Genomic DNA, 16,709 nt, shown 5'->3' on the forward strand with positions numbered 1-16,709 from the left:
GCTAGTCATCCACGGTCGCGCGGGGCTTCTCCGAAATTGCTCGGTCGCGTCCAGGCCATCGTGAAACACGTGGGCACGTTCGAAATGCGCCCACGTGTGCGATGCGCGGTCGGGGATTCGCCCACGATGGCGCGGAACGTCCGGCTGAACGTGCCCAAGCTGGTAAAACCGACGTCCAAACAGATCTCCGTCACGCTGCGGTCGGTCTGGCGCAGCAAGAACATCGCGCGCTCGACCCGGCGGTGCTGCAGATAGCGGTGCGGCGTCTCGCCGAACGTCGCCCGGAAGGTCCGGATGAAGTGCGCCTCCGAGACATGGGCGATCCGGGCGAGCGTGGGGATGTCGAGCGGCTGCGCGTACGCGCGGTCCATCGCGTCGCGGGCGCGAAGCATGCGCCGGTTGGACTCCTCCACCGCACGGCTCATCGGACCGGCACCTCCGCTCCGCGCTCGGCCCGCCGACTCCTCAGATGACCGATCTCCCCGGCCGCGTCCACACTCTTCACGGTAGCCGCCGGCCCGCGCCGCCTCCCATCCGCGGAGAAAGGGATTGCCCCGGTGAGGCCCGCATTGCTGAACTGTGCACGTTCCAGGAGCCCGGCGGACGGGATACATGGAGGCATCGATGGGCGTGCGGGTGGACCGGGGCATCGTGTACGGGCCGAGTGGCAAGGCCCTCGACGTCTATCGCGGCGACGCCGGCCGCTCTCCCCTGCCCGCCGTACTGCTCTGGCACGGCCGGGGCCCGGACGAGCGGGACGTCCTCGAACCGCTGGCCCGCGTGGTCGCGGAGCGGGGCACCGTCGTGTTCGTCCCCGACTGGTGTTCCGACGCGCCGGACGGCGGACGGTGTCACCTGCTGGAGTCGATCGCCTTCGTCCGTGAGAGGGCCGGGGTGTTCGGCGGCGATCCCGATCGCGTCCTGCTGGCCGGATGGTCCATGGGCGGGAAGGCGGCGGCCGGCATCGGAGTCGCCGCCGGCTGGCGACCGGCCGGGGTGGTGGCCATCGCCTCCGGCTTCGACCGGCCCGCTCCTTCGACCGGGACGACCCCCCTCGACGAGATCGCGACGACGGTCGCGGAGCCCGTTCCGTTCTGGCTCGTCCACGGCGTCATGGACCCCATCGTGGACGTGGCGCGTTCGCGTGACTTCGCCGCGGCCCTGCGGAGGCGCGGATGGCCGGTGGCCCTGCTCGAAACGGACACCGACCACGCCGGCGTCGTCATGACGGAGTACGACCCGTCGAGAGGGCGCTGCTCCGCCACCCGGGCTCCGCTCGTGGTCGAGGCGGGCCTCCTCAGCGCTCGCGTCCTCGCCGAAGCGGCCGTCACCACCGGCCCACCTCCCTCCTCATGACGGCGAAGCCGCCACGCGGCCGGCCCGCTGTGGAGCCGTACCTCCCGGCGTGCCGGTCCGTCATATGGGGGACGCGGGGTCCATCACGTTGGGGACATCGCCCCGGCTCGGGTCCTCGTTCCCGGGGACGTCCGGACCTCATCGACCTTTGTACGCTGCGATCGTGCCGGAAAGGACGCACCCGTGACGATGACGTGGAGGCTCCGGTGACGATCACACTGGTCATCGCGGACGATCAGGCCATGATCCGGGCCGGGCTTCGCCTCATCGCCGAGACGGCGCCCGACATCGAGGTCGTCGGAGAGGCGGCCGACGGCCATCAGGCCCTCGCCGTGACCCGGCGGCTGCGGCCGGACGTCCTGCTGATGGACATCGCGATGCCCGGTCTGGACGGGCTCGGCGCCGCGCGGCGGCTCCTCGACGACCCCCGCCCACCGAAGATCATCATGCTGACCACCTTCAACACCGACGACTACCTGCACGCCTCGCTGCGTACGAGGGTGCACGGCTTCGTCCTCAAGAGCTCGCCACCCGAGCAGTTGCTCGACGCCATACGGGCGGCGGCGGCCGGGTACGCGGTCATCGATCCCGCGGTCACCCCACGGGTCATCGCCTCGTTCGCGAACCATCCCGAGCCGACCGCGCCGGCCGAGCTGGCCACGCTCACGCGACGTGAACTCCAGGTCTTGCGGAGGCTCGCGCACGGGATGTCCAACTCCGAGATAGCGCGGGAGCTCGGCATCGGTGAGGCGACGGTGAGAACCCATGTCGTCCGTATCCTGCACAAACTCCACCTGCGGGACCGCATCCACGCGGTCGTGTTCGCCTACGAGGCCGGTGTCGTACGGCCGGGGCAGGCGGAACCGCCGGGGCAGGCGGACGAGGAGCGGACGTGCTGACCCGACCACTCCGCGATCGGCGGCCGACGTGGCCGGACGTGCTGCTCTCTCTCGCCGTGGCGGTGGCCGGGCTGGTCGAGTCCTTCGGTCGCCAGGGAGCCGGGCTCGAACAGATCAACGACCCGATGCCCCAGGCCGCGGGAGCGATCGCCTCCGGGGCGCTGTTGCTGTTCCGGCGCAGGTTCCCGATGGCCACGCTTCTCACGCTGACCGCCGTCGGCTTCGCCGTACAGATGATCACGGACGCCGCGTACTACGCCGCATGGCATTTCTACTCGACCCTGATCATGGTGCACACCGTGGCGAGCACTGCCGAACTGCGTAGCCGCCGCGGGATCGCCGGGCTCGGCTGTGTGCTGATCGCGTACGGTCACCTGCAGACCTTGCAGTACAGCGACGTCCCCGAAGTCCTGATAAGCGCCATCTTCGTCGGGGTGGCGTACACCAGCGGCATCCTGCTGCGCCGGCAGATCGACCGGACGGCACGGCTGGCCGAGCACACCACGCGGCTGGAGATGGAACGCGAGGAGCGGGCCCGCTGGGCGGTGGCCGAGGAGCGGGCCCGGATCGCGCGCGAGCTGCACGACATCGTCTCGCACAACGTGAGCCTGATGACCCTGCACGTGGGCGGGGTGCGCAGGATGCTCGGGGACGGCCGCGACCACGAACGCGAGTTGCTGCTCGGCGTCGAGCGCGCCGGTCGTGAGACGGTCGGGGAGCTCAGGCTCATGCTGGGGATGCTCCGCGGCACCGAGGACGGCGACACGCCGACTCCCCAGCCGGGCCTGGACCGCCTGGACGACCTGGTCGCGCAGGTCCGGGAGGCGGGACCGGAGGTCCACCTGCGGATCATCGGCACGCGGCGGGCCCTGCCGCCCGGACTCGACCTGTCCGCCTACCGCCTGATCCAGGAGGCCCTGACGAACGTGCTGAAACACGCCCAGGCCGCCGGGGTCGACGTCACCATCGCGTACGGGCCCGACGAGTTGAGCGTCGTGATCATCAATGACGAGGCGGGACCGGGCCGCACGCCGCACGGCGGAGGCGGGGGGCACGGCCTGATCGGGATGCGCGAGCGGACCGCGATGTACGGCGGCGAGCTCTCCGCCGGTCCGATCACGGCTGGAGGCTATCGCGTGTTCGCCAGGTTCCCGCTGGGCGATCCCGCTGGGGCCGGCTGAGCCCGCAACTGCCCCGCCCACTCCTCGTCACTCATCCGCAGCATCCTCAGCCCGATCACACCGGCACCGGCCAGGTAGAGCGCCCCGCCCACGACGGTGCCGATCGGGAAGACCGGCGCCCCCAGTGCGCCCAGGACCATCGCGAAGGGGGCCCACCACGGCGCGTGGCGGGCGTAGGCCAGGGCCAGACCCAGCAGAAGCAGGCCGAGGAGCCCGAGGAAGCCCGGGATCTGGAACCCGTACCGGGCTCCGGGATCGGCGAACGCCTCGTCCGCGAGCATGGCGCCCTGAGCGGCCGGCATGGCGCGTTCGAGCCGCGAGTAGAAGAAGTCGCCGAGCATCAGCCCGGAGAAGTTCACGATGCCGAGGAAGGCGAGGCCCCCGGCGATGTGCCCGAACACCACCCCGCGCCACCGGACCAGATGGATCATCCCGACGATGCCCGGGAGCAACAGCACCCAGCTCCAGTGCAGGAGCGAGGCGCTGACCGAGACCTGATCCGGATATCTGCCGTAGACCCCGACGGTGTCACCCCCCTGCCTGAGCGCCGGGTCGGCGACGACACCCGCCACGTAGAGGACCGGGGCGACGATGAGGCAGAGCCCGGCCGCCGTTCTGCGGAATCTGCGCGGATCTGAGAGCGCCGACATGAGACCTTTCCCTTCCGTACGGCCCGCCGAAAACCGACGGGACCGGAGGATCGGAAAGCTAGGCGGCGGCATCGCCCCACGTCGTCCCCCACAGGGCCGACCGGCGGTCCACGATTCAGAGGACGGACGGCAGCGGCAGGCGCTCAGCAGGTCGAGTGGAACAACCCCGACCGCGGTCGCCTCGGCCGGCCCGTTGTGTTCATCCGTACACCCGCGTGCGGATCGTCACCGGACCGTCCCGTTCCACGGGTCGACATCGACGGGCGACCAGGTGATCTCCATTCAGTTCTCCCGGCGGAATACGCAGGTGATCGCCTGTTGGTAATGGAATGTGGTGGAGACGACGCTCTCCACCATTCGATCGAGCCGCCATCCTTCCTGTTCGATGATTTCGATCTCCTCGGCGACGTTCCACACGGTTTGGCTCTGATCGGGATTCTTCAGCTCGGTGGCGATTCGAGCGACGTAAATCCGATGTCCACGTTCACGGGCGCGTCGTGCGTCCTGGACAAGGGGCGGGTGGTCGTCCTTCCCGAAGAGCACCACTGCTGACCTCTCTCAGAGAACGCTGTCGTAGCAGGATCATGTGATCAGACGGTCATTCGCGACGAATGGTTCCGGCAACAATCGGCAGGTCGAGAACATGTACGCATTGCTCTTATCCCTTGGACAGCTCTCGCGGAATGTGCGCCTGTTCCCCAGCGAACGCGGCGGGTGGTCATGGCCTGCAAGGGGTCTACTGAGGTTGAACTCGTGATGCCGTAGGGGCTGCCTGTGACCTGGCACTTCATCCGGGCGAGTGAGCAGTTCACCTGGCGGGCTGAGCGCTCTGGTTGGCGAGCCGAGCATTGCGGCCGGCGAACGAGCTGATCTCTGTGCGGCGACGATGCGAATGTCGTTGCGGAGCGGATCAATAGGATCGCCGGCATGGCATTGCGACCTGTACAGGTGAACATCAAGGCTCTTGATCACTCGACGATCGGCCGATTCTGGGCGGAGGCACTCGGCTGGAGTGCATACAGCCCCGGCGTGACCACCTACGTCGGACCCGCCGGCGGCCTCGTTTGGCCGGACCCGGTCGCCGTCTGCGTCGACGTCGTTCCCGTCCCGGAACCCAAGACAACGACAAAGAACCGTGTGCACCTCGATCTCGCCACCACCTCTGCGGCCCATCAGGCGGAGTTGGTCGCGCGCCTCCAGGATCTCGGCGCGACGCCCGCCCACGTGGGCCAGGGCAAAGTGCCGTGGACGGTCCTCGCCGACCCCGAGGGCAACGAGTTCTGCGTGCTGGAGCCTCGGGAGATCTACCGGGACACCGGGCCGATCGCCCGGGTGGTGGTCGACTGTGCGGATCCGCGGGCCATGGCCCGGTTCTGGGGTGAGGCGATGGACTGGACCCTGCACGAGGTGAGCGACGATCATGTGGTGTCGCGCTCCGCCAAGGGTGTCGGCCCGTATCTCGAGTTCCTCCGCACTCCCGGCGTGAAGACCGTGCCAGACCGCGTCCATCTTGACCTGCTGCCGTACCCCGGTGACGACAAAGCAGCGGAGGTGGCCCGGCTGCGGGCCCTCGGCGCCACCGACCTCGACCTCGGCCAGGGCGACGTCCCGTGGACGTGCCTGACCGACCCGGAGGGCCACGAGTTCTGCGTCCTCGCCCCGTCCTGACGCGGAGCCTTGATGACGCCCCGGCACGTGAGCCTTGTGTGCTCATGTGCCATGACCCGGGTGGGTTGGGCTACGGCGTCTCGGTCGATTCGGGCGGCGAGAGCCGGCGTGTAGGGTGCGAGATCAGCTCGCTCGTCAACCACGACCCTCAACTCGCCGACTGAAGCGCCAGGTCACACTGACGGCCGATCGTCCGCTGCGGTGTCACCGGAGGCACGCGGTCACGCCTGGTGGTGGCCGCCGACCTCCAGCCGTGCCGCGACCGTGCGGATGGATGCCTGCAGGTACGCCTCGTCGTCACCGCCGAGAGTCCCCATGGCCGCCGGAAAGGCGTCTGAAAGATCCACCATGATGTCGAGGACCACCTCGTCCAGGAGCTCGTCGAGAGCCGACGGCCCCACCTTGGATCGCGCGCTGGCCAGCCGTGGCTCATTGACCATGGCTCGGGCGACCTGGCCCAGTTCCTCGGGGGCGAGGATCACCTCTGGATCCCAGGGGCGGCTCTGATCGAACCGCCGCTCATCGAACTCTTCGATCTTCAGTTTGAGTATCGGGCGGTGCTCGGGAGAAAGGGGGCTGTCAGGCCGCAGGACGATCCCCTCGGCCACGTTGTCCGGCAAGCCGGGCAGACCGAGTGCCTGCGGCACACGGCTTGGAAACCGGCCCGGCAGGGTGTCGAGGTCAGACCGACTCCCTCTGGCGAGAAGCGGCACAACGTCGAGATCCGCGTCAGCGGCGATCGAGGCGACGTCCGCGTACGCCAGAAAGACACCGGGATCGCCCGGCGCCTTGTGGCGCAGCACGTCGAAAAGGGCGAAGCGGATTTCCGGGCTGTACCAGATCCCTGTCTGAACCGGGGTGACACCCGGAATCGGCGTGACATCACAGTGGGGGTAGTGGCCGCCGTACAGTTCACCGAAGACGCGTACGGCCGCGTCGCCCCGGGCCAAGGCGGCGTTCGCCACCTTCTCGAAGCGACCGCGTAGAAGCTGCCATCCGAAGAACGGCTCGTCGCTGCGTAGCCACGCCTTGCGCTTGCCCACGCATATGTTCCGACCGTCGTAGGCGATCACCATTTGAGCCCCGTGAACCTTCTCGGTCGCGACCCAGGGGCCGCCGAGGACCGTTCCGCCGGACCGCTCCGCCGTAGGAATCTTGGGATAGGCCAGGTGTCGCATTGAAGCAGTATGAAGCGCTTCCCCTGGAAGGTGATCAGCGGGCGCGCTCGTGATGCCGCCAGCAACGCGTGGGAACGGAGCGGCCGGCGCCGCGAGCCGTCGCGAGTCGGCGCGAGCGGCTCCCGATGCGATCGTGCGGTACGCCATGGAGCGCGGAAGGCTAGCCCACACCGTGGCGAGGGCGGATGAGCAGCATGCCGACCAGGGCGACAGCCATCCAAGCCGAGAGGTAGGCCCAGGCGGCATTGGGTGAGACAAAGGTCCACAGCAGTCCGGCGACGGCGCTGGCGGCGAAATTTCCGAGAGCTTGGACGGTGGCCAGCAGGCCGAAGGCCGACCCGCGCAGCTCGGAAGGGGCCAGGGCGGCGACGGCCGCGTGTTCGGCGGTCTCCACGCACCCGACGGCCAGTCCCGCGGCGCCGAACGGCAGGGCCAGCAAGAGGTAGCTGGTGGTGTTGACGGCCAGCGCGGCGTAGGCGAGGCCGAACAGGGTGATGCCCGCGGACATGACCAGAACAGGCCCGCGCGTACCGAGCCGGTCGGAGGCGTGCCCCGCGGGGACGGACGCCATGGTCGCGGCGATGTTGTAGGCGATGTACAGGCCCAGGGCGATGCCGGTCGCCGTACGGGTTCCGTGGACGGGAGCGAGTTGCTGGGTGGCGCGCAGGATGAGCAGGGTCGCCGCGGCGTTGCCGACCTCGAAGGCGGTGATCGCGCCCAGCAGGCGGCCCAGGTCTCCGTGCAGGACGGGGCGGATGCGTAACCGGATGGGCGCGCGTTCGCGTACGACCGGCTGGGCGGCCCGGTGGATGGCGTAGACGATGGCGAGCGCGGCGAGGATGCCGGGGACGACGGAGACGAGGATCGCGGTACGGACGCTGAAGACGGCGACGAGGCCGAGGGCGAGCAGTGGTCCGCCGATGGCTCCCAGGTTGTCCATCGCCCGTTCGAACCCGTATGCCCTGCCGTAGGCGTTGGCGGGGACGAGGTCGGCGAGCAGGGCGTTGCGGGATGGCACACGCAGGCCGCGAGCGAACCAGGCTCCCGCGCGCAGCGCTCCGGCCTGCCAGACGTTGGCCGCGACTCCCAGGAGCGAGGACAGGACCGCGGTGATGGTGTATCCGCCGACGGCCACGGCCCGGCGGCGTTGAGGATCGTCGGCGAGTGCTCCACCGGCGAGCCTTCCGACCCCGGCGAGCCCGTCCGCGATTCCTTCGATGAGGCCGAGTGCGGCGGCGGGCGCTCCCAGGGTCGAGGTGAGCAGGCTGGGCAGCAATGCCGTCGGCACCTCGTGGCCGACGTCGGCGAAGAAGCTCGCCGTTCCGATTCCGGCGACTCCGGGGCTCATCCATGGCTGTTCCCGGCTGCTGCCCGGCTCGCTCGCGGAGGGTTCGGCCACGCGGCAATTGTGCCCCAGGAACATCTGGGGCTCGCGGGAACGGTGGCGCACGTCGCCGGGGTCGCGGCCGACCACCTCGGCGCTTCGGGTGCGGGTGCCCGGGGATCGTCACGGCAGAGCCGGCAGAGGGCCGCGGGCACGCGCGACCGCCACACTCACCGAGATAGAGCGGAAGCTCGCCGACCTGGAGCTGATCCGCCAGACGCCGGCACAAGAAGACAGCTGACACAGGGAGCGCCCGGTCCGCCCGGATCGATGATGGAGAGCCATTCGCGGCGGGCGCGGACGGCCCGGGTGGTCACCCCTTGGTGAGGCTGTGACGGCGCAGCAGGAGTCCGGCGGCGGCAGCGAGCGTGAGCAGGAAGCCGACCAATACCATCACTCGGCCGTCAGGGCCGGACTCACCGCCACCGCCGGTCGCTGCTCCGCCGAGCGGAGTCGTGGCCACTGTGCCGTCTCCCTCCTCTGAGGCTCTCGTCACGGTTGCCGTGACGGTAAGAGTCGGCAGCGGATTCGGCGTTCCCGAGGCAGAATCGGTCGGCTGACCGCTCGCGGTCGCCGTGGCGGTGGGGGTCTGTTGTGGACTCGGCGTCTGCGAGGCAGAACCGGTCGGCCGGCCGTTCGCGGAGGCGACGGTGAGGGTGTAGGTCGCCAGGGCGGTGGCGTTTCGCACCTCGCACTGAATCGACGGTTCGTTGGGCCTGGTCCCGAAGTTGATGGCGCCCGGCCGTACCGTCGCGGTCCCCGCGTTGGAGGATCTGGTCTTCAGGGAGACCGCGGCCATCGGCAGGGAGATGTTCTGACCCGCGCTGAGCGTGGCGAGTTCGCCCACTCCGGTGGCGGAGGTCAGCCCGGCGAGCCCGCTGATGGATGCGTACGCGTACAGCTTGGTGCCACTGGCCAGTCCTGTGGCCGGCGCCCTCAGCGCGGTGTCGTCGGCATAGGTTCCGCGCCAGCCGATCGTCATCTGCTCGCCCGTCGTGGCGTCCGTCGGCATCGTCAGCTCGATCTTGACCTTGATGTCCTGTTTCTCGGCCACGCCCGTCGCGGTGCACTGATAGTCGACGATGTCGGTGACGGCGACCGTGTCCTGTCGCGCCTCGGAGACGGCGGCTTGCGCTGATTGGCAGAAAAGGGTCAGGCCGCCGGCCAAGGCGGCGACCGAGAGAATCGAGTGGATGCGCAAAGCGGCTCCTGTTGCGACAGATGGGGCAAAGGAGAGACGGGGCGCGAGGGCATCCGGTTGACACCGGTCAGCCCTATTCGTCCAGCTGGCCTCGAACCGAAGCGCCGTGGATTCCATGGAGAGCGGGAATGCCCATGGGTGGAGCCTGGGAGGGAATTCGGACTCCCGACATATCCGAGATCGCCAACCCGGCGGCTCGATGATGCCCTGCGGCGTGACGAGCGAGCCGTACAGGAACGGTGCCGGAGGCCGTCCGGGCATCTTCGGCATTCCTGCGGCCCGATCCGGGGAACGCGGCCTGAACCGGGGAACGCGGCCTGAACCGGGGAACGCGGCCTGAACCGGGGAACGCGGCCTGAACCGGGGAACGCGGCCTGAACCGGGGAACGCGGCCTGAACCGGGGAACGCGGCCTGAACCGGGGAACGCGGCCTGAACCGGGAGATGACGCCGGGGCGCTGGCCATGTGCCGGTGAATCCCAGCAGTCCGACCCCGAAGGAAAATGTCGGTCCCCGCCCATACCGTTGGCCGTAGCCGCAAGGCTGCCCGCTTCCGACCGCCCGGCGCTCACACCGCCGCGTGGGACGAGGGCAAGACCTGTTCCAACCCACGATCACACAACCGTCTCCACGAATTGAGGCAGGATCTTGAGCACAGTCACCTCGCAGGACGGCACGGTCATCGACTACGACCGTTACGGTGACGGGCCTGCCGTCATCTTCATCGGCGGGGCCACCCAGTACCGCGCCATCGACCAGAACACCAGGCAGGTCGCGCAGCAGCTCGCGGCCGAGGGCTTCACCGCGATCGACTACGACCGGCGCGGGCGCGGGCGATCCGGCGACACCGCGCCGTGGGCGCTGGAGCGAGAGGTCGAGGATCTCGCCGCGCTGATCAAGGCAGCCGGAGGGACGGCGACTCTCTACAGCAGCTCGTCAGGAGCGACCGTGGCTCTGGCAGCCGCGGACGCCGGCATCGGTGTCACCGCACTGGCGCTCTATGAGCCACCACTGTTCGCGGGTGCCGACCATGCCGAGCACCTGGCCACGCTGCACTCTTTGTTGGCAGCGGGCCAGAACGACGAAGCGATGCGCTACAACCTCAAAGCGGTGATCGGGATCCCATCCGAGGTCGTCGACGGGATGGCGCAATCACCCGGATGGGCCGAGATAGTCGCCGTCGCCCCAACGCTCGTCTACGACCTCACGGCCGTCCATGAGATCAACATCGATCCCGGCTGGGCCACCCGTTGGGCTTCGATCACCGTGCCGACGATCGTGTACTCGGGTGACCAGACCTTCCCCGGCATGCCCGAGGCCGCCGACGCGGTGGCGGCAGCCCTGCCCAACGCAACCCGCCGCGTCCTGCCAGGCCAGGGCCACGGGCCCACACCCGAAGCCATAGTGCCGGTGCTCCTGGAGTTTCTCCGCTGAACTGAGCGCCCCGGTGACAGACACGTCGGATCAATCGGGATCTTCAAGGAACTGCAGGTCGGCTTGGCCGCAAGCTGCTGCGCGACCTGCAGTCGTTTGGCGAAGATCCCGTGGTCGCCGTCTCCGGCACCGGCGAAGACCTGACCGCGCGCCCGTGGCAGGATCGGCGTCCATCCACTCGGCGCTGTCCTCCTACTGGTCTACGCCAAGCGCCATGACGGCTGACAAGAGATCGTCGATGGGAGATCGAGGCGCTCTGGCAGCGTGACGTACGAGGCAGACAGGCAGGGTCTCGGAAGCCATCCGGAACCCTGCGGCCTTCCTGCTTTCTTGAGCCATCAAGCCATCACCAGCCCGTCATGCGCCGGCGCCACCACGCCGCCGCGTGCCATGTGCTCAGGGGCTCCGCTCCCGGGTCAGGCAAGGTGCGGTTATGGAACTGGTCGTCCAGTCGATCCACAACGAGGCGTAGCTCAGAGCGAGCAGCGGAGGGAAGGGCCTGCAAGGCTTCTTCCAAGCGATCACGAGCCTCTACCGGATCACACCAAGGACAATCCCGGTTCACGTAGATATACCGGCCTCGACCTCGAAGAAAGCTCGTGTACGTGTCCAGCGCATCGGCAATGGCATTGCGCCAGAAACGTTGATCTTCCAGTCGCCGTATCGCGGCATCGGACTTGGCCGAGAGTCCACGTATGTGTCTACGCGGCCTGCGCTCGGACGATCCGCTCCACCCAGCTCGCAGAGCACCGGGGGGCCTACGCGGCATGGTCCTTTCGGGTCAGCATGACCCACATCGTGGCACGTTGTCGCAGCCGATCGGAAGGTCACCTCTGCAGTCCCGCAGAAACTCCCCTGCCGGACCCTCACGACCATCATCTGAGGGAAGGCAAACCAGCATCAATCAGACGATGCGCCAGTGACCAGAGACGTAGCACGACACAGAGGCGCATCAGGACACGTAGCCGAACTCGGCGATCTAGGTCAACCTACACGCGTGCTCGACTACCTGCGGCGGCGTGCCAGGAAATCACGCGCGCGGTACGCCGATCTTGATCCAGTAACGCGGTGCCGGGCCGAGCTCGGTGTCCCGGATGCCCTCGAGGACGCCGCCGTGGCGCTCGATCGTCTTCACCGAGGCAACGTTGCCGGCCGCGCAGACAACCAGCACCCGGTCCATGCCGAGCACGCGCGCCTCGTCGAGCATCCGGCCCAGCGCCCAGGTGGCCAGTCCGCGCCGACGCGCGGACGGCCGGATGCCATAGCCGATGTGGCCGGCCCACTGCACGAACTCGCTGAACCCGCGCCTCAGGACGATCCCGCCGAGCACCCGGTCGCCCTCGACGATCCACCGGTACGTGCACGGCACCCCGCCGGCATCCACTGCCTTCGCCGGATCCAAGTCATCGGCCAACCGCGTCACCCAGGCGGCGAAGCCGGCCAGCGAGTCGACTTCGTCGGACGGCAACAGCCCGAAACCGTCCTCGTGGACGCCGGGACCCCACTCGGCATGCGCCTCGAGCCAAGCTTTGTGCAGACGTGCGGCAGGCGCGATCAGGTCGGGCATACCGCGACAATTTCGATCCAGGCCGCGTACGAGCCCGACACCTGGTACTCCGCTCGACCTCGTTGCCGACATTACGGACGAGCTGCTTCTCGAATACGGCTACGGCGCCTGTGACAGCATTCACGGGGCGCGCGCTTACGAGATCGACCACCTGGTGGTGGTTGACGTGGACGAGGAGGACTCCGGCGAGACGTGCCCCGCGATACTCAAGACAGCCACGATCACCGTCACGCTCGCGCGATCGCTCGGCGAACGCCTCGTACTCGACGCTGGCACCGGGCTGCCAGTAGTGCAGGGGGTGAAAAGGCGTTGACGGCCTGGCATCATATGCTGCGCCGCTGACCCTCCATGGTCACCAGAAGCATCACAGGTTGCCGCCATGGCTTGCTCATTGCCGGGAGAGCAAGCGGGGCCGGCAGCTGATGGCCCTGTTCGCCTGCATGTACTACGCGGCCCTTCGGCTTGGTGAGGCCGTCGCCCTTCGCCAGCAGGATTGCCATCTTCCGGCCACCGACCGGGCCCGCTTCTCGTCGAAGTCTCCCGCCCAGAGGTCAACGGAAGTGCCCGCCGGGCACCCGGACGCGCATGGTGATGCCTCCTGGCAGGGGCTCCCCGGTTCCGGGATGGCGTTCGAACACATGCGGGCCTCCGTCGTACAGTGGCCCGCCGTGACGGCATTGGCGGTGCCGGGTGCGAGTGCGAGTGCGACGGTGACGATCAGCGCGTGCACGGTGACGACCGTTCTCCGGGTGTGGAAGCCTGTCGGCCACACCGACCAGAGTGCGCTGAACGCGCCGATCGGGAACGGATCCCAATCGGCGCGTCGCGGACGACGGTCGCTGGTATCAGCCCAGATGCCGGGCGAAGAACCTCAACGCACTGTCGGCCTCGAAAGCCGGCACGTCCCCGTGCTTGCCGGGATTGGCGTGCAGCGTCTTCTCAGTCGAGGCCAAGGCGTCGAACAGTGCCAGGGCCTCCTCGCGCGGCACCCGCTCATCGTCCCACTGCATCAGGAACTGCACAGGGATGGTGACCCCGGCGGCGCCCTCGGCCGACGCCAACGACGTCCCGTTCAGCCCCAGTACCGCCGCGCGGATCCGCGGCTCGGCGGCAACCAACGGAATGCCGAGAGCGCAGCCCAGCGACATGCCCCAGTAACCCACTGGGCCCAGATCCCCGAGCGCGTCCAGGACCGAGCGCCATTCCGGGACTGTCTGGGCGGCCAGCAGCGTGTGGAGCTCGGCCAGCAGCGGGACCGGGTCGCCCGCGCCGGCCATGCAGGCCCGCATCTCGGTGATGATCCGGTCATGTTCGGCGGTCTTGGGCCGGTTGCCGTGGGCTGGGGCGTCGATTGCCGCCACCGCGAAACCGCACTCGGCCACCAACCGGAGGGCGCGGGCCACGACGCCAGGAGCCTGCTTGTCCTGTCCGCCGCCGTGTCCGATGAGGATCAGGGCACAGGGTTCAGCGTCTTCCGGCGTCCACAGCACGCCGGGGATCTCGCCGAGGGTGAAGGATCGTTCGGTGACGCCGTCGGTCGACGTCTGGGAGGTGAAGCGCATGCGCGTTTCAAGCCTTTCGGGATGCCTTGTGCGGGCGCTCCCTAGGCGATACACGAGAGGGAGCCCCGACCTGTCACAGCGTTGATCGGTCTCACCTCCTTCGGTCGATGCGGTGCACTGCGGTGCGCAACGTATCACAACGGGCTTCACTCACGCCTCGCCAGGGCGAACGTTTCCTGACGCGGCACTATCGGAACCTGCTGCAAAATCGCTGGGCCAATGGGCTAGAGAGAAACGCTTTTCGATTTACGCAACCAGGGGAGTCTGCCCTCATCCTCGGTGCAAGATCGCCAGCAGCTTGCGGTGGCACGGAACAGTTACCCCTCGGCTTCGAGGATCTCCATTGCCTGGAACACGTCGGCTACTACGTGATCCGCATTGTGCTCATGATCCGGCCACGTTCCCCGGTCGATCCAGGCTGTCCGCAGGCCGACCGCACGTCCGCCGGCTATGTCCGCCGTGAGGTTGTCGCCAATCATCCAACCGCCTTGGGCGAGAGTCCTGTTGCAGCGCTCGGCTGCGATCTCGAACAGGGCCGCCTCAGGCTTACGGACACCCTCAATGCCGGAGAGTACATAGGCGTCCACAGCCTCTGCCAAGCCCGTCTGCTTGATCTTGCCAAGCTGGTTGTCGGCGGTCCCATTAGTGATGATGGCGACCCTCCACCCCATCGAGCGAAGTCGCGACAGTCCGTCCATCACCGCGGGCCGACATCGGACCAGGTAGGGGTCCAGCCAAGGTAAGGCCAAAAGCCGCATTGCAAGATCGTTAAGGGTCCATGCCGGCAGAGGCAAGGAAATGTTCGTTCGCGATACACAAAGATCAACATGGCGTTCCCGTAGGTCGCCTCTGTAACGCATGTCGTATGTAACGCACACTCGCCTTCGCGATACAGCAAGCTCGGCGGTGGTCGCCCGCCGACCCGAGCCCGACCCGAGCCCGACGTGATCCTTCTCGTCGTGCAGGCCACAACGTTATTGATCTTGTACTGCGGCTTTTCGGCGCACCTTGGCTGGACCCCTGGAAGTTCGACAACGGTCCGGACAGGACACGCAGGACGACGCCGCGGGCCTGGCACCGATGCTACGAGAACCCTGGTGCGCGCATCCGGAAGTTGGTCAGGACACTGCCGCGCCGTTCGACGCGTTGCTCGGCGACGACGGTGAAGCCGTGCCGTTCGAAGAACGGCCGGGCCGTAAGGCTCGCGTTGACAGTCAGTTCGCCGACTCCCTCAGATCGGGCGATTTCCCTCACATGATCCAGCAGGGTGGTGGCGACTCCCGCTCGCCCGGCGTCGGGGTCGACGAACATCATGTCGATATACCCGGCCGAATCGATGTCGGTGAAGCCGACCACCTTGCCGCCGACCTCGGCAACCCAGGTCGCGGCCTTCTCCCGTCTGGCCGCCCAGTCGGCCGGGTCGATGTCGGACGATGCCCAGGCAGCGAGTTGGTCGGGGCTGTAGTCGCGGGACGCGGTGACCCGGATCGCACGGTAGAAGATGTCCAGGGTGGTCTGGGCGTCGCTGGAGCGGTACCGGCGGACTACGGATGTGATGGCGGTCATGGGGCCACTCTTTCGCACCTCGCCTGCCGCCCCCAACACACGTGCCAGCCGGCCCGAGCTCGACAAGGCCCTCCTCGTCGCGCGCGAGGGCGACCAGCTTGTGGTCACCAAACTCGACCGGCTCGGCCGCTCCCTGGAAAACCTCATCGAGCTGTCGAAGGAGCTCCAAGGCCGCGGCGTCAGCCTCGTCGTCCTCGACCAAGGCATCGACACCTCCACCGCCGTCGGCCGGATGTTCTTCCAGATCCTCGGCGCGATCACCGAGTTCGAGTACGCCCTGATGTCGGAGCGGACGATGGACGGGCTGGAGGCCGCCCGCACCCGGGGCCGCACCGGCGGCCAGAAACCCAAGCTCGGCCCCTGCCAGGTGCAGCTCGCGCGGGAGATGTACGACTCCGGCGACTACACCGTCGCCCAGATCGCCGACGAGTTCGGCGTCACCCGCCCCACCATCTACCGCCACCTCACCAAGGCCTGACGCCACACAGGTCCGCGCCCGAGCCGCGGCTTTTGGGCTCACCTTGGTTGGACCCCCAGGTACGGCATCCGCTGGCGATACCGGCTCCACAGCTCATCGACCGACTCGGACAGGGCGAAGTGCTCGCGGACCTTGTCGAAGAACACCTCACGATGCGGGTAGCCGACTGTGTCCAGACTTATCAGCCAACCAGCCGCCTCGCACCCGAGATCATGCTCGTCAACGAACTCCCCTGCCCACACCTGGAAAGCCTCGTCCAGGTTCACGAGCGTGTTGTCCAAGTCGAAGAGCGCGAGCCGCTGCATGGAGCGCATCGTATGAGCAGGAGCGTTTCCCCGGACAGTCCGCAGCGTGACGAGACGCGGTTCTTGCTGCTCGTCGTGGCGCAGTGACGCATGGTCCGAATGCGTGTCAAGACGCTGAGGCTGTTGCCGAGTCGCCGTGTTATGGCCTCCTTGAGTGCTCTTGTCACGCTCCAATGCTGGCGTTTGGATCTAAGGGTGATCTTCTGCGGCGCGTCACAGGCGGGTTCGGGATGCGCCACCCATGTCGCCGCCTGTCCTACCCGGCCCGGTCCTCTTGCCGC

At 68.0% G+C, this 16,709-nt stretch carries 18 protein-coding genes; 7 read left to right on the forward strand and 11 right to left on the reverse strand.

What is annotated here, in order from left to right; genetic code table 11:
* Window positions 1-5: 5 nt before the first annotated feature.
* Window positions 6-425, reverse strand: a complete 420-nt coding sequence (locus IMZ11_RS21550) for a helix-turn-helix domain-containing protein (protein WP_228644159.1) — start codon at window positions 423-425, stop codon at window positions 6-8.
* 199 nt (window positions 426-624) lie between these two features.
* Between IMZ11_RS21550 and IMZ11_RS21555 the strand changes: the two genes are divergently transcribed.
* The 3 genes from IMZ11_RS21555 to IMZ11_RS45955 all read left to right on the forward strand — a co-directional run bounded on the left by IMZ11_RS21555 (window position 625) and on the right by IMZ11_RS45955 (window position 3,436).
* Entirely contained in the window at window positions 625-1,356 is a 732-nt protein-coding gene (locus IMZ11_RS21555; protein WP_228644160.1) for an alpha/beta hydrolase, read from the forward strand.
* 206 nt (window positions 1,357-1,562) lie between these two features.
* Window positions 1,563-2,255, forward strand: coding sequence for a response regulator transcription factor (locus tag IMZ11_RS21560; protein WP_228644161.1), 693 nt, complete (start codon window positions 1,563-1,565; stop codon window positions 2,253-2,255).
* On the forward strand, window positions 2,249-3,436 hold the full coding sequence (locus tag IMZ11_RS45955; RefSeq protein WP_308066829.1) for a histidine kinase: 1,188 nt from the start codon (window positions 2,249-2,251) through the stop codon (window positions 3,434-3,436). The genes IMZ11_RS21560 and IMZ11_RS45955 overlap by 7 nt, the downstream gene beginning before the upstream one ends.
* Here the strand turns inward: IMZ11_RS45955 and IMZ11_RS21570 are convergent.
* Complete coding sequence (locus IMZ11_RS21570; protein ID WP_228644162.1) at window positions 3,385-4,086, reverse strand: hypothetical protein; 702 nt, start codon at window positions 4,084-4,086, stop codon at window positions 3,385-3,387. The genes IMZ11_RS45955 and IMZ11_RS21570 overlap by 52 nt on opposite strands.
* A gap of 282 nt (window positions 4,087-4,368) precedes the next feature.
* The gene (locus IMZ11_RS21575; RefSeq protein ID WP_228644163.1) at window positions 4,369-4,629 is read right to left on the reverse strand and encodes a hypothetical protein; all 261 of its coding nucleotides are present in this window, start codon (window positions 4,627-4,629) and stop codon (window positions 4,369-4,371) included.
* Window positions 4,630-5,013: 384 nt separating this feature from the next.
* Between IMZ11_RS21575 and IMZ11_RS21580 the strand changes: the two genes are divergently transcribed.
* Complete coding sequence (locus IMZ11_RS21580; RefSeq protein ID WP_228644164.1) at window positions 5,014-5,754, forward strand: VOC family protein; 741 nt, start codon at window positions 5,014-5,016, stop codon at window positions 5,752-5,754.
* A gap of 221 nt (window positions 5,755-5,975) precedes the next feature.
* Here the strand turns inward: IMZ11_RS21580 and IMZ11_RS21585 are convergent, their stop codons facing one another.
* The 3 genes from IMZ11_RS21585 to IMZ11_RS21595 all read right to left on the reverse strand — a co-directional run bounded on the left by IMZ11_RS21585 (window position 5,976) and on the right by IMZ11_RS21595 (window position 9,517).
* Window positions 5,976-7,178 (reverse strand): RNA ligase family protein, encoded by a 1,203-nt coding sequence (locus IMZ11_RS21585; protein ID WP_308066830.1) that lies wholly within the window; start codon window positions 7,176-7,178, stop codon window positions 5,976-5,978.
* Window positions 7,093-8,331, reverse strand: coding sequence for an MFS transporter (locus IMZ11_RS21590; RefSeq protein WP_228644165.1), 1,239 nt, complete (start codon window positions 8,329-8,331; stop codon window positions 7,093-7,095). Before IMZ11_RS21590 ends, IMZ11_RS21585 begins: the two co-directional genes overlap by 86 nt.
* A gap of 298 nt (window positions 8,332-8,629) precedes the next feature.
* Window positions 8,630-9,517 carry a hypothetical protein gene (locus tag IMZ11_RS21595; RefSeq protein ID WP_228644166.1) on the reverse strand — a complete coding sequence of 296 codons (888 nt, stop codon included), beginning with the start codon at window positions 9,515-9,517 and terminating at the stop codon, window positions 8,630-8,632.
* A gap of 647 nt (window positions 9,518-10,164) precedes the next feature.
* Here IMZ11_RS21595 and IMZ11_RS21600 point away from each other — a divergent pair.
* Entirely contained in the window at window positions 10,165-10,950 is a 786-nt protein-coding gene (locus IMZ11_RS21600; protein ID WP_228644167.1) for an alpha/beta fold hydrolase, read from the forward strand.
* Window positions 10,951-11,980: 1,030 nt separating this feature from the next.
* On the opposite strand, the gene IMZ11_RS21605 is transcribed toward IMZ11_RS21600, so the two are convergent.
* On the reverse strand, window positions 11,981-12,517 hold the full coding sequence (locus tag IMZ11_RS21605; RefSeq protein ID WP_228644168.1) for a GNAT family N-acetyltransferase: 537 nt from the start codon (window positions 12,515-12,517) through the stop codon (window positions 11,981-11,983).
* A gap of 166 nt (window positions 12,518-12,683) precedes the next feature.
* Between IMZ11_RS21605 and IMZ11_RS21610 the strand changes: the two genes are divergently transcribed.
* Window positions 12,684-12,830 carry a hypothetical protein gene (locus tag IMZ11_RS21610; protein WP_228644169.1) on the forward strand — a complete coding sequence of 49 codons (147 nt, stop codon included), beginning with the start codon at window positions 12,684-12,686 and terminating at the stop codon, window positions 12,828-12,830.
* 532 nt (window positions 12,831-13,362) lie between these two features.
* Here the strand turns inward: IMZ11_RS21610 and IMZ11_RS21615 are convergent.
* The 3 genes from IMZ11_RS21615 to IMZ11_RS21625 all read right to left on the reverse strand — a co-directional run bounded on the left by IMZ11_RS21615 (window position 13,363) and on the right by IMZ11_RS21625 (window position 15,645).
* The gene (locus IMZ11_RS21615) at window positions 13,363-14,079 is read right to left on the reverse strand and encodes a dienelactone hydrolase family protein (protein WP_228644170.1); all 717 of its coding nucleotides are present in this window, start codon (window positions 14,077-14,079) and stop codon (window positions 13,363-13,365) included.
* A 317-nt stretch (window positions 14,080-14,396) separates the two neighbouring features.
* Window positions 14,397-14,939 (reverse strand): HAD family hydrolase, encoded by a 543-nt coding sequence (locus IMZ11_RS21620; RefSeq protein ID WP_308066831.1) that lies wholly within the window; start codon window positions 14,937-14,939, stop codon window positions 14,397-14,399.
* Between the two features lie 223 nt (window positions 14,940-15,162).
* Window positions 15,163-15,645 (reverse strand): GNAT family N-acetyltransferase, encoded by a 483-nt coding sequence (locus tag IMZ11_RS21625; protein ID WP_228644172.1) that lies wholly within the window; start codon window positions 15,643-15,645, stop codon window positions 15,163-15,165.
* Here IMZ11_RS21625 and IMZ11_RS21630 point away from each other — a divergent pair.
* Window positions 15,644-16,123 (forward strand): recombinase family protein, encoded by a 480-nt coding sequence (locus tag IMZ11_RS21630; protein WP_228644173.1) that lies wholly within the window; start codon window positions 15,644-15,646, stop codon window positions 16,121-16,123. The genes IMZ11_RS21625 and IMZ11_RS21630 overlap by 2 nt on opposite strands.
* Before the next feature lie 38 nt (window positions 16,124-16,161).
* Here the strand turns inward: IMZ11_RS21630 and IMZ11_RS21635 are convergent, their stop codons facing one another.
* Window positions 16,162-16,428 (reverse strand): hypothetical protein, encoded by a 267-nt coding sequence (locus IMZ11_RS21635; protein WP_228644174.1) that lies wholly within the window; start codon window positions 16,426-16,428, stop codon window positions 16,162-16,164.
* Window positions 16,429-16,709: the final 281 nt, after the last annotated feature.

It is taken from the genome of Microtetraspora sp. AC03309 (assembly GCF_020826795.1).
In the GTDB taxonomy this organism is placed as follows: Bacteria; Actinomycetota; Actinomycetes; order Streptosporangiales; family Streptosporangiaceae; genus Microtetraspora; species Microtetraspora glauca.

Coding starts and splice junctions, on each gene's coding strand:
- IMZ11_RS21630 (WP_228644173.1), top strand. CDS start 15,644: ATGGGGCCACTCTTTCGCACCTCGCCTGCCGCCCCCAACACACGTGCC.
- IMZ11_RS21585 (WP_308066830.1), bottom strand. CDS start 7,178: ATGCCGCCTGGGCCTACCTCTCGGCTTGGATGGCTGTCGCCCTGGTCG.
- IMZ11_RS21555 (WP_228644160.1), top strand. CDS start 625: ATGGGCGTGCGGGTGGACCGGGGCATCGTGTACGGGCCGAGTGGCAAG.
- IMZ11_RS21620 (WP_308066831.1), bottom strand. CDS start 14,939: ATGCGTTACAGAGGCGACCTACGGGAACGCCATGTTGATCTTTGTGTA.
- IMZ11_RS21580 (WP_228644164.1), top strand. CDS start 5,014: ATGGCATTGCGACCTGTACAGGTGAACATCAAGGCTCTTGATCACTCG.
- IMZ11_RS21605 (WP_228644168.1), bottom strand. CDS start 12,517: ATGCCCGACCTGATCGCGCCTGCCGCACGTCTGCACAAAGCTTGGCTC.
- IMZ11_RS21625 (WP_228644172.1), bottom strand. CDS start 15,645: ATGACCGCCATCACATCCGTAGTCCGCCGGTACCGCTCCAGCGACGCC.
- IMZ11_RS21570 (WP_228644162.1), bottom strand. CDS start 4,086: ATGTCGGCGCTCTCAGATCCGCGCAGATTCCGCAGAACGGCGGCCGGG.
- IMZ11_RS21615 (WP_228644170.1), bottom strand. CDS start 14,079: ATGCGCTTCACCTCCCAGACGTCGACCGACGGCGTCACCGAACGATCC.
- IMZ11_RS21550 (WP_228644159.1), bottom strand. CDS start 425: ATGAGCCGTGCGGTGGAGGAGTCCAACCGGCGCATGCTTCGCGCCCGC.
- IMZ11_RS21635 (WP_228644174.1), bottom strand. CDS start 16,428: ATGCAGCGGCTCGCGCTCTTCGACTTGGACAACACGCTCGTGAACCTG.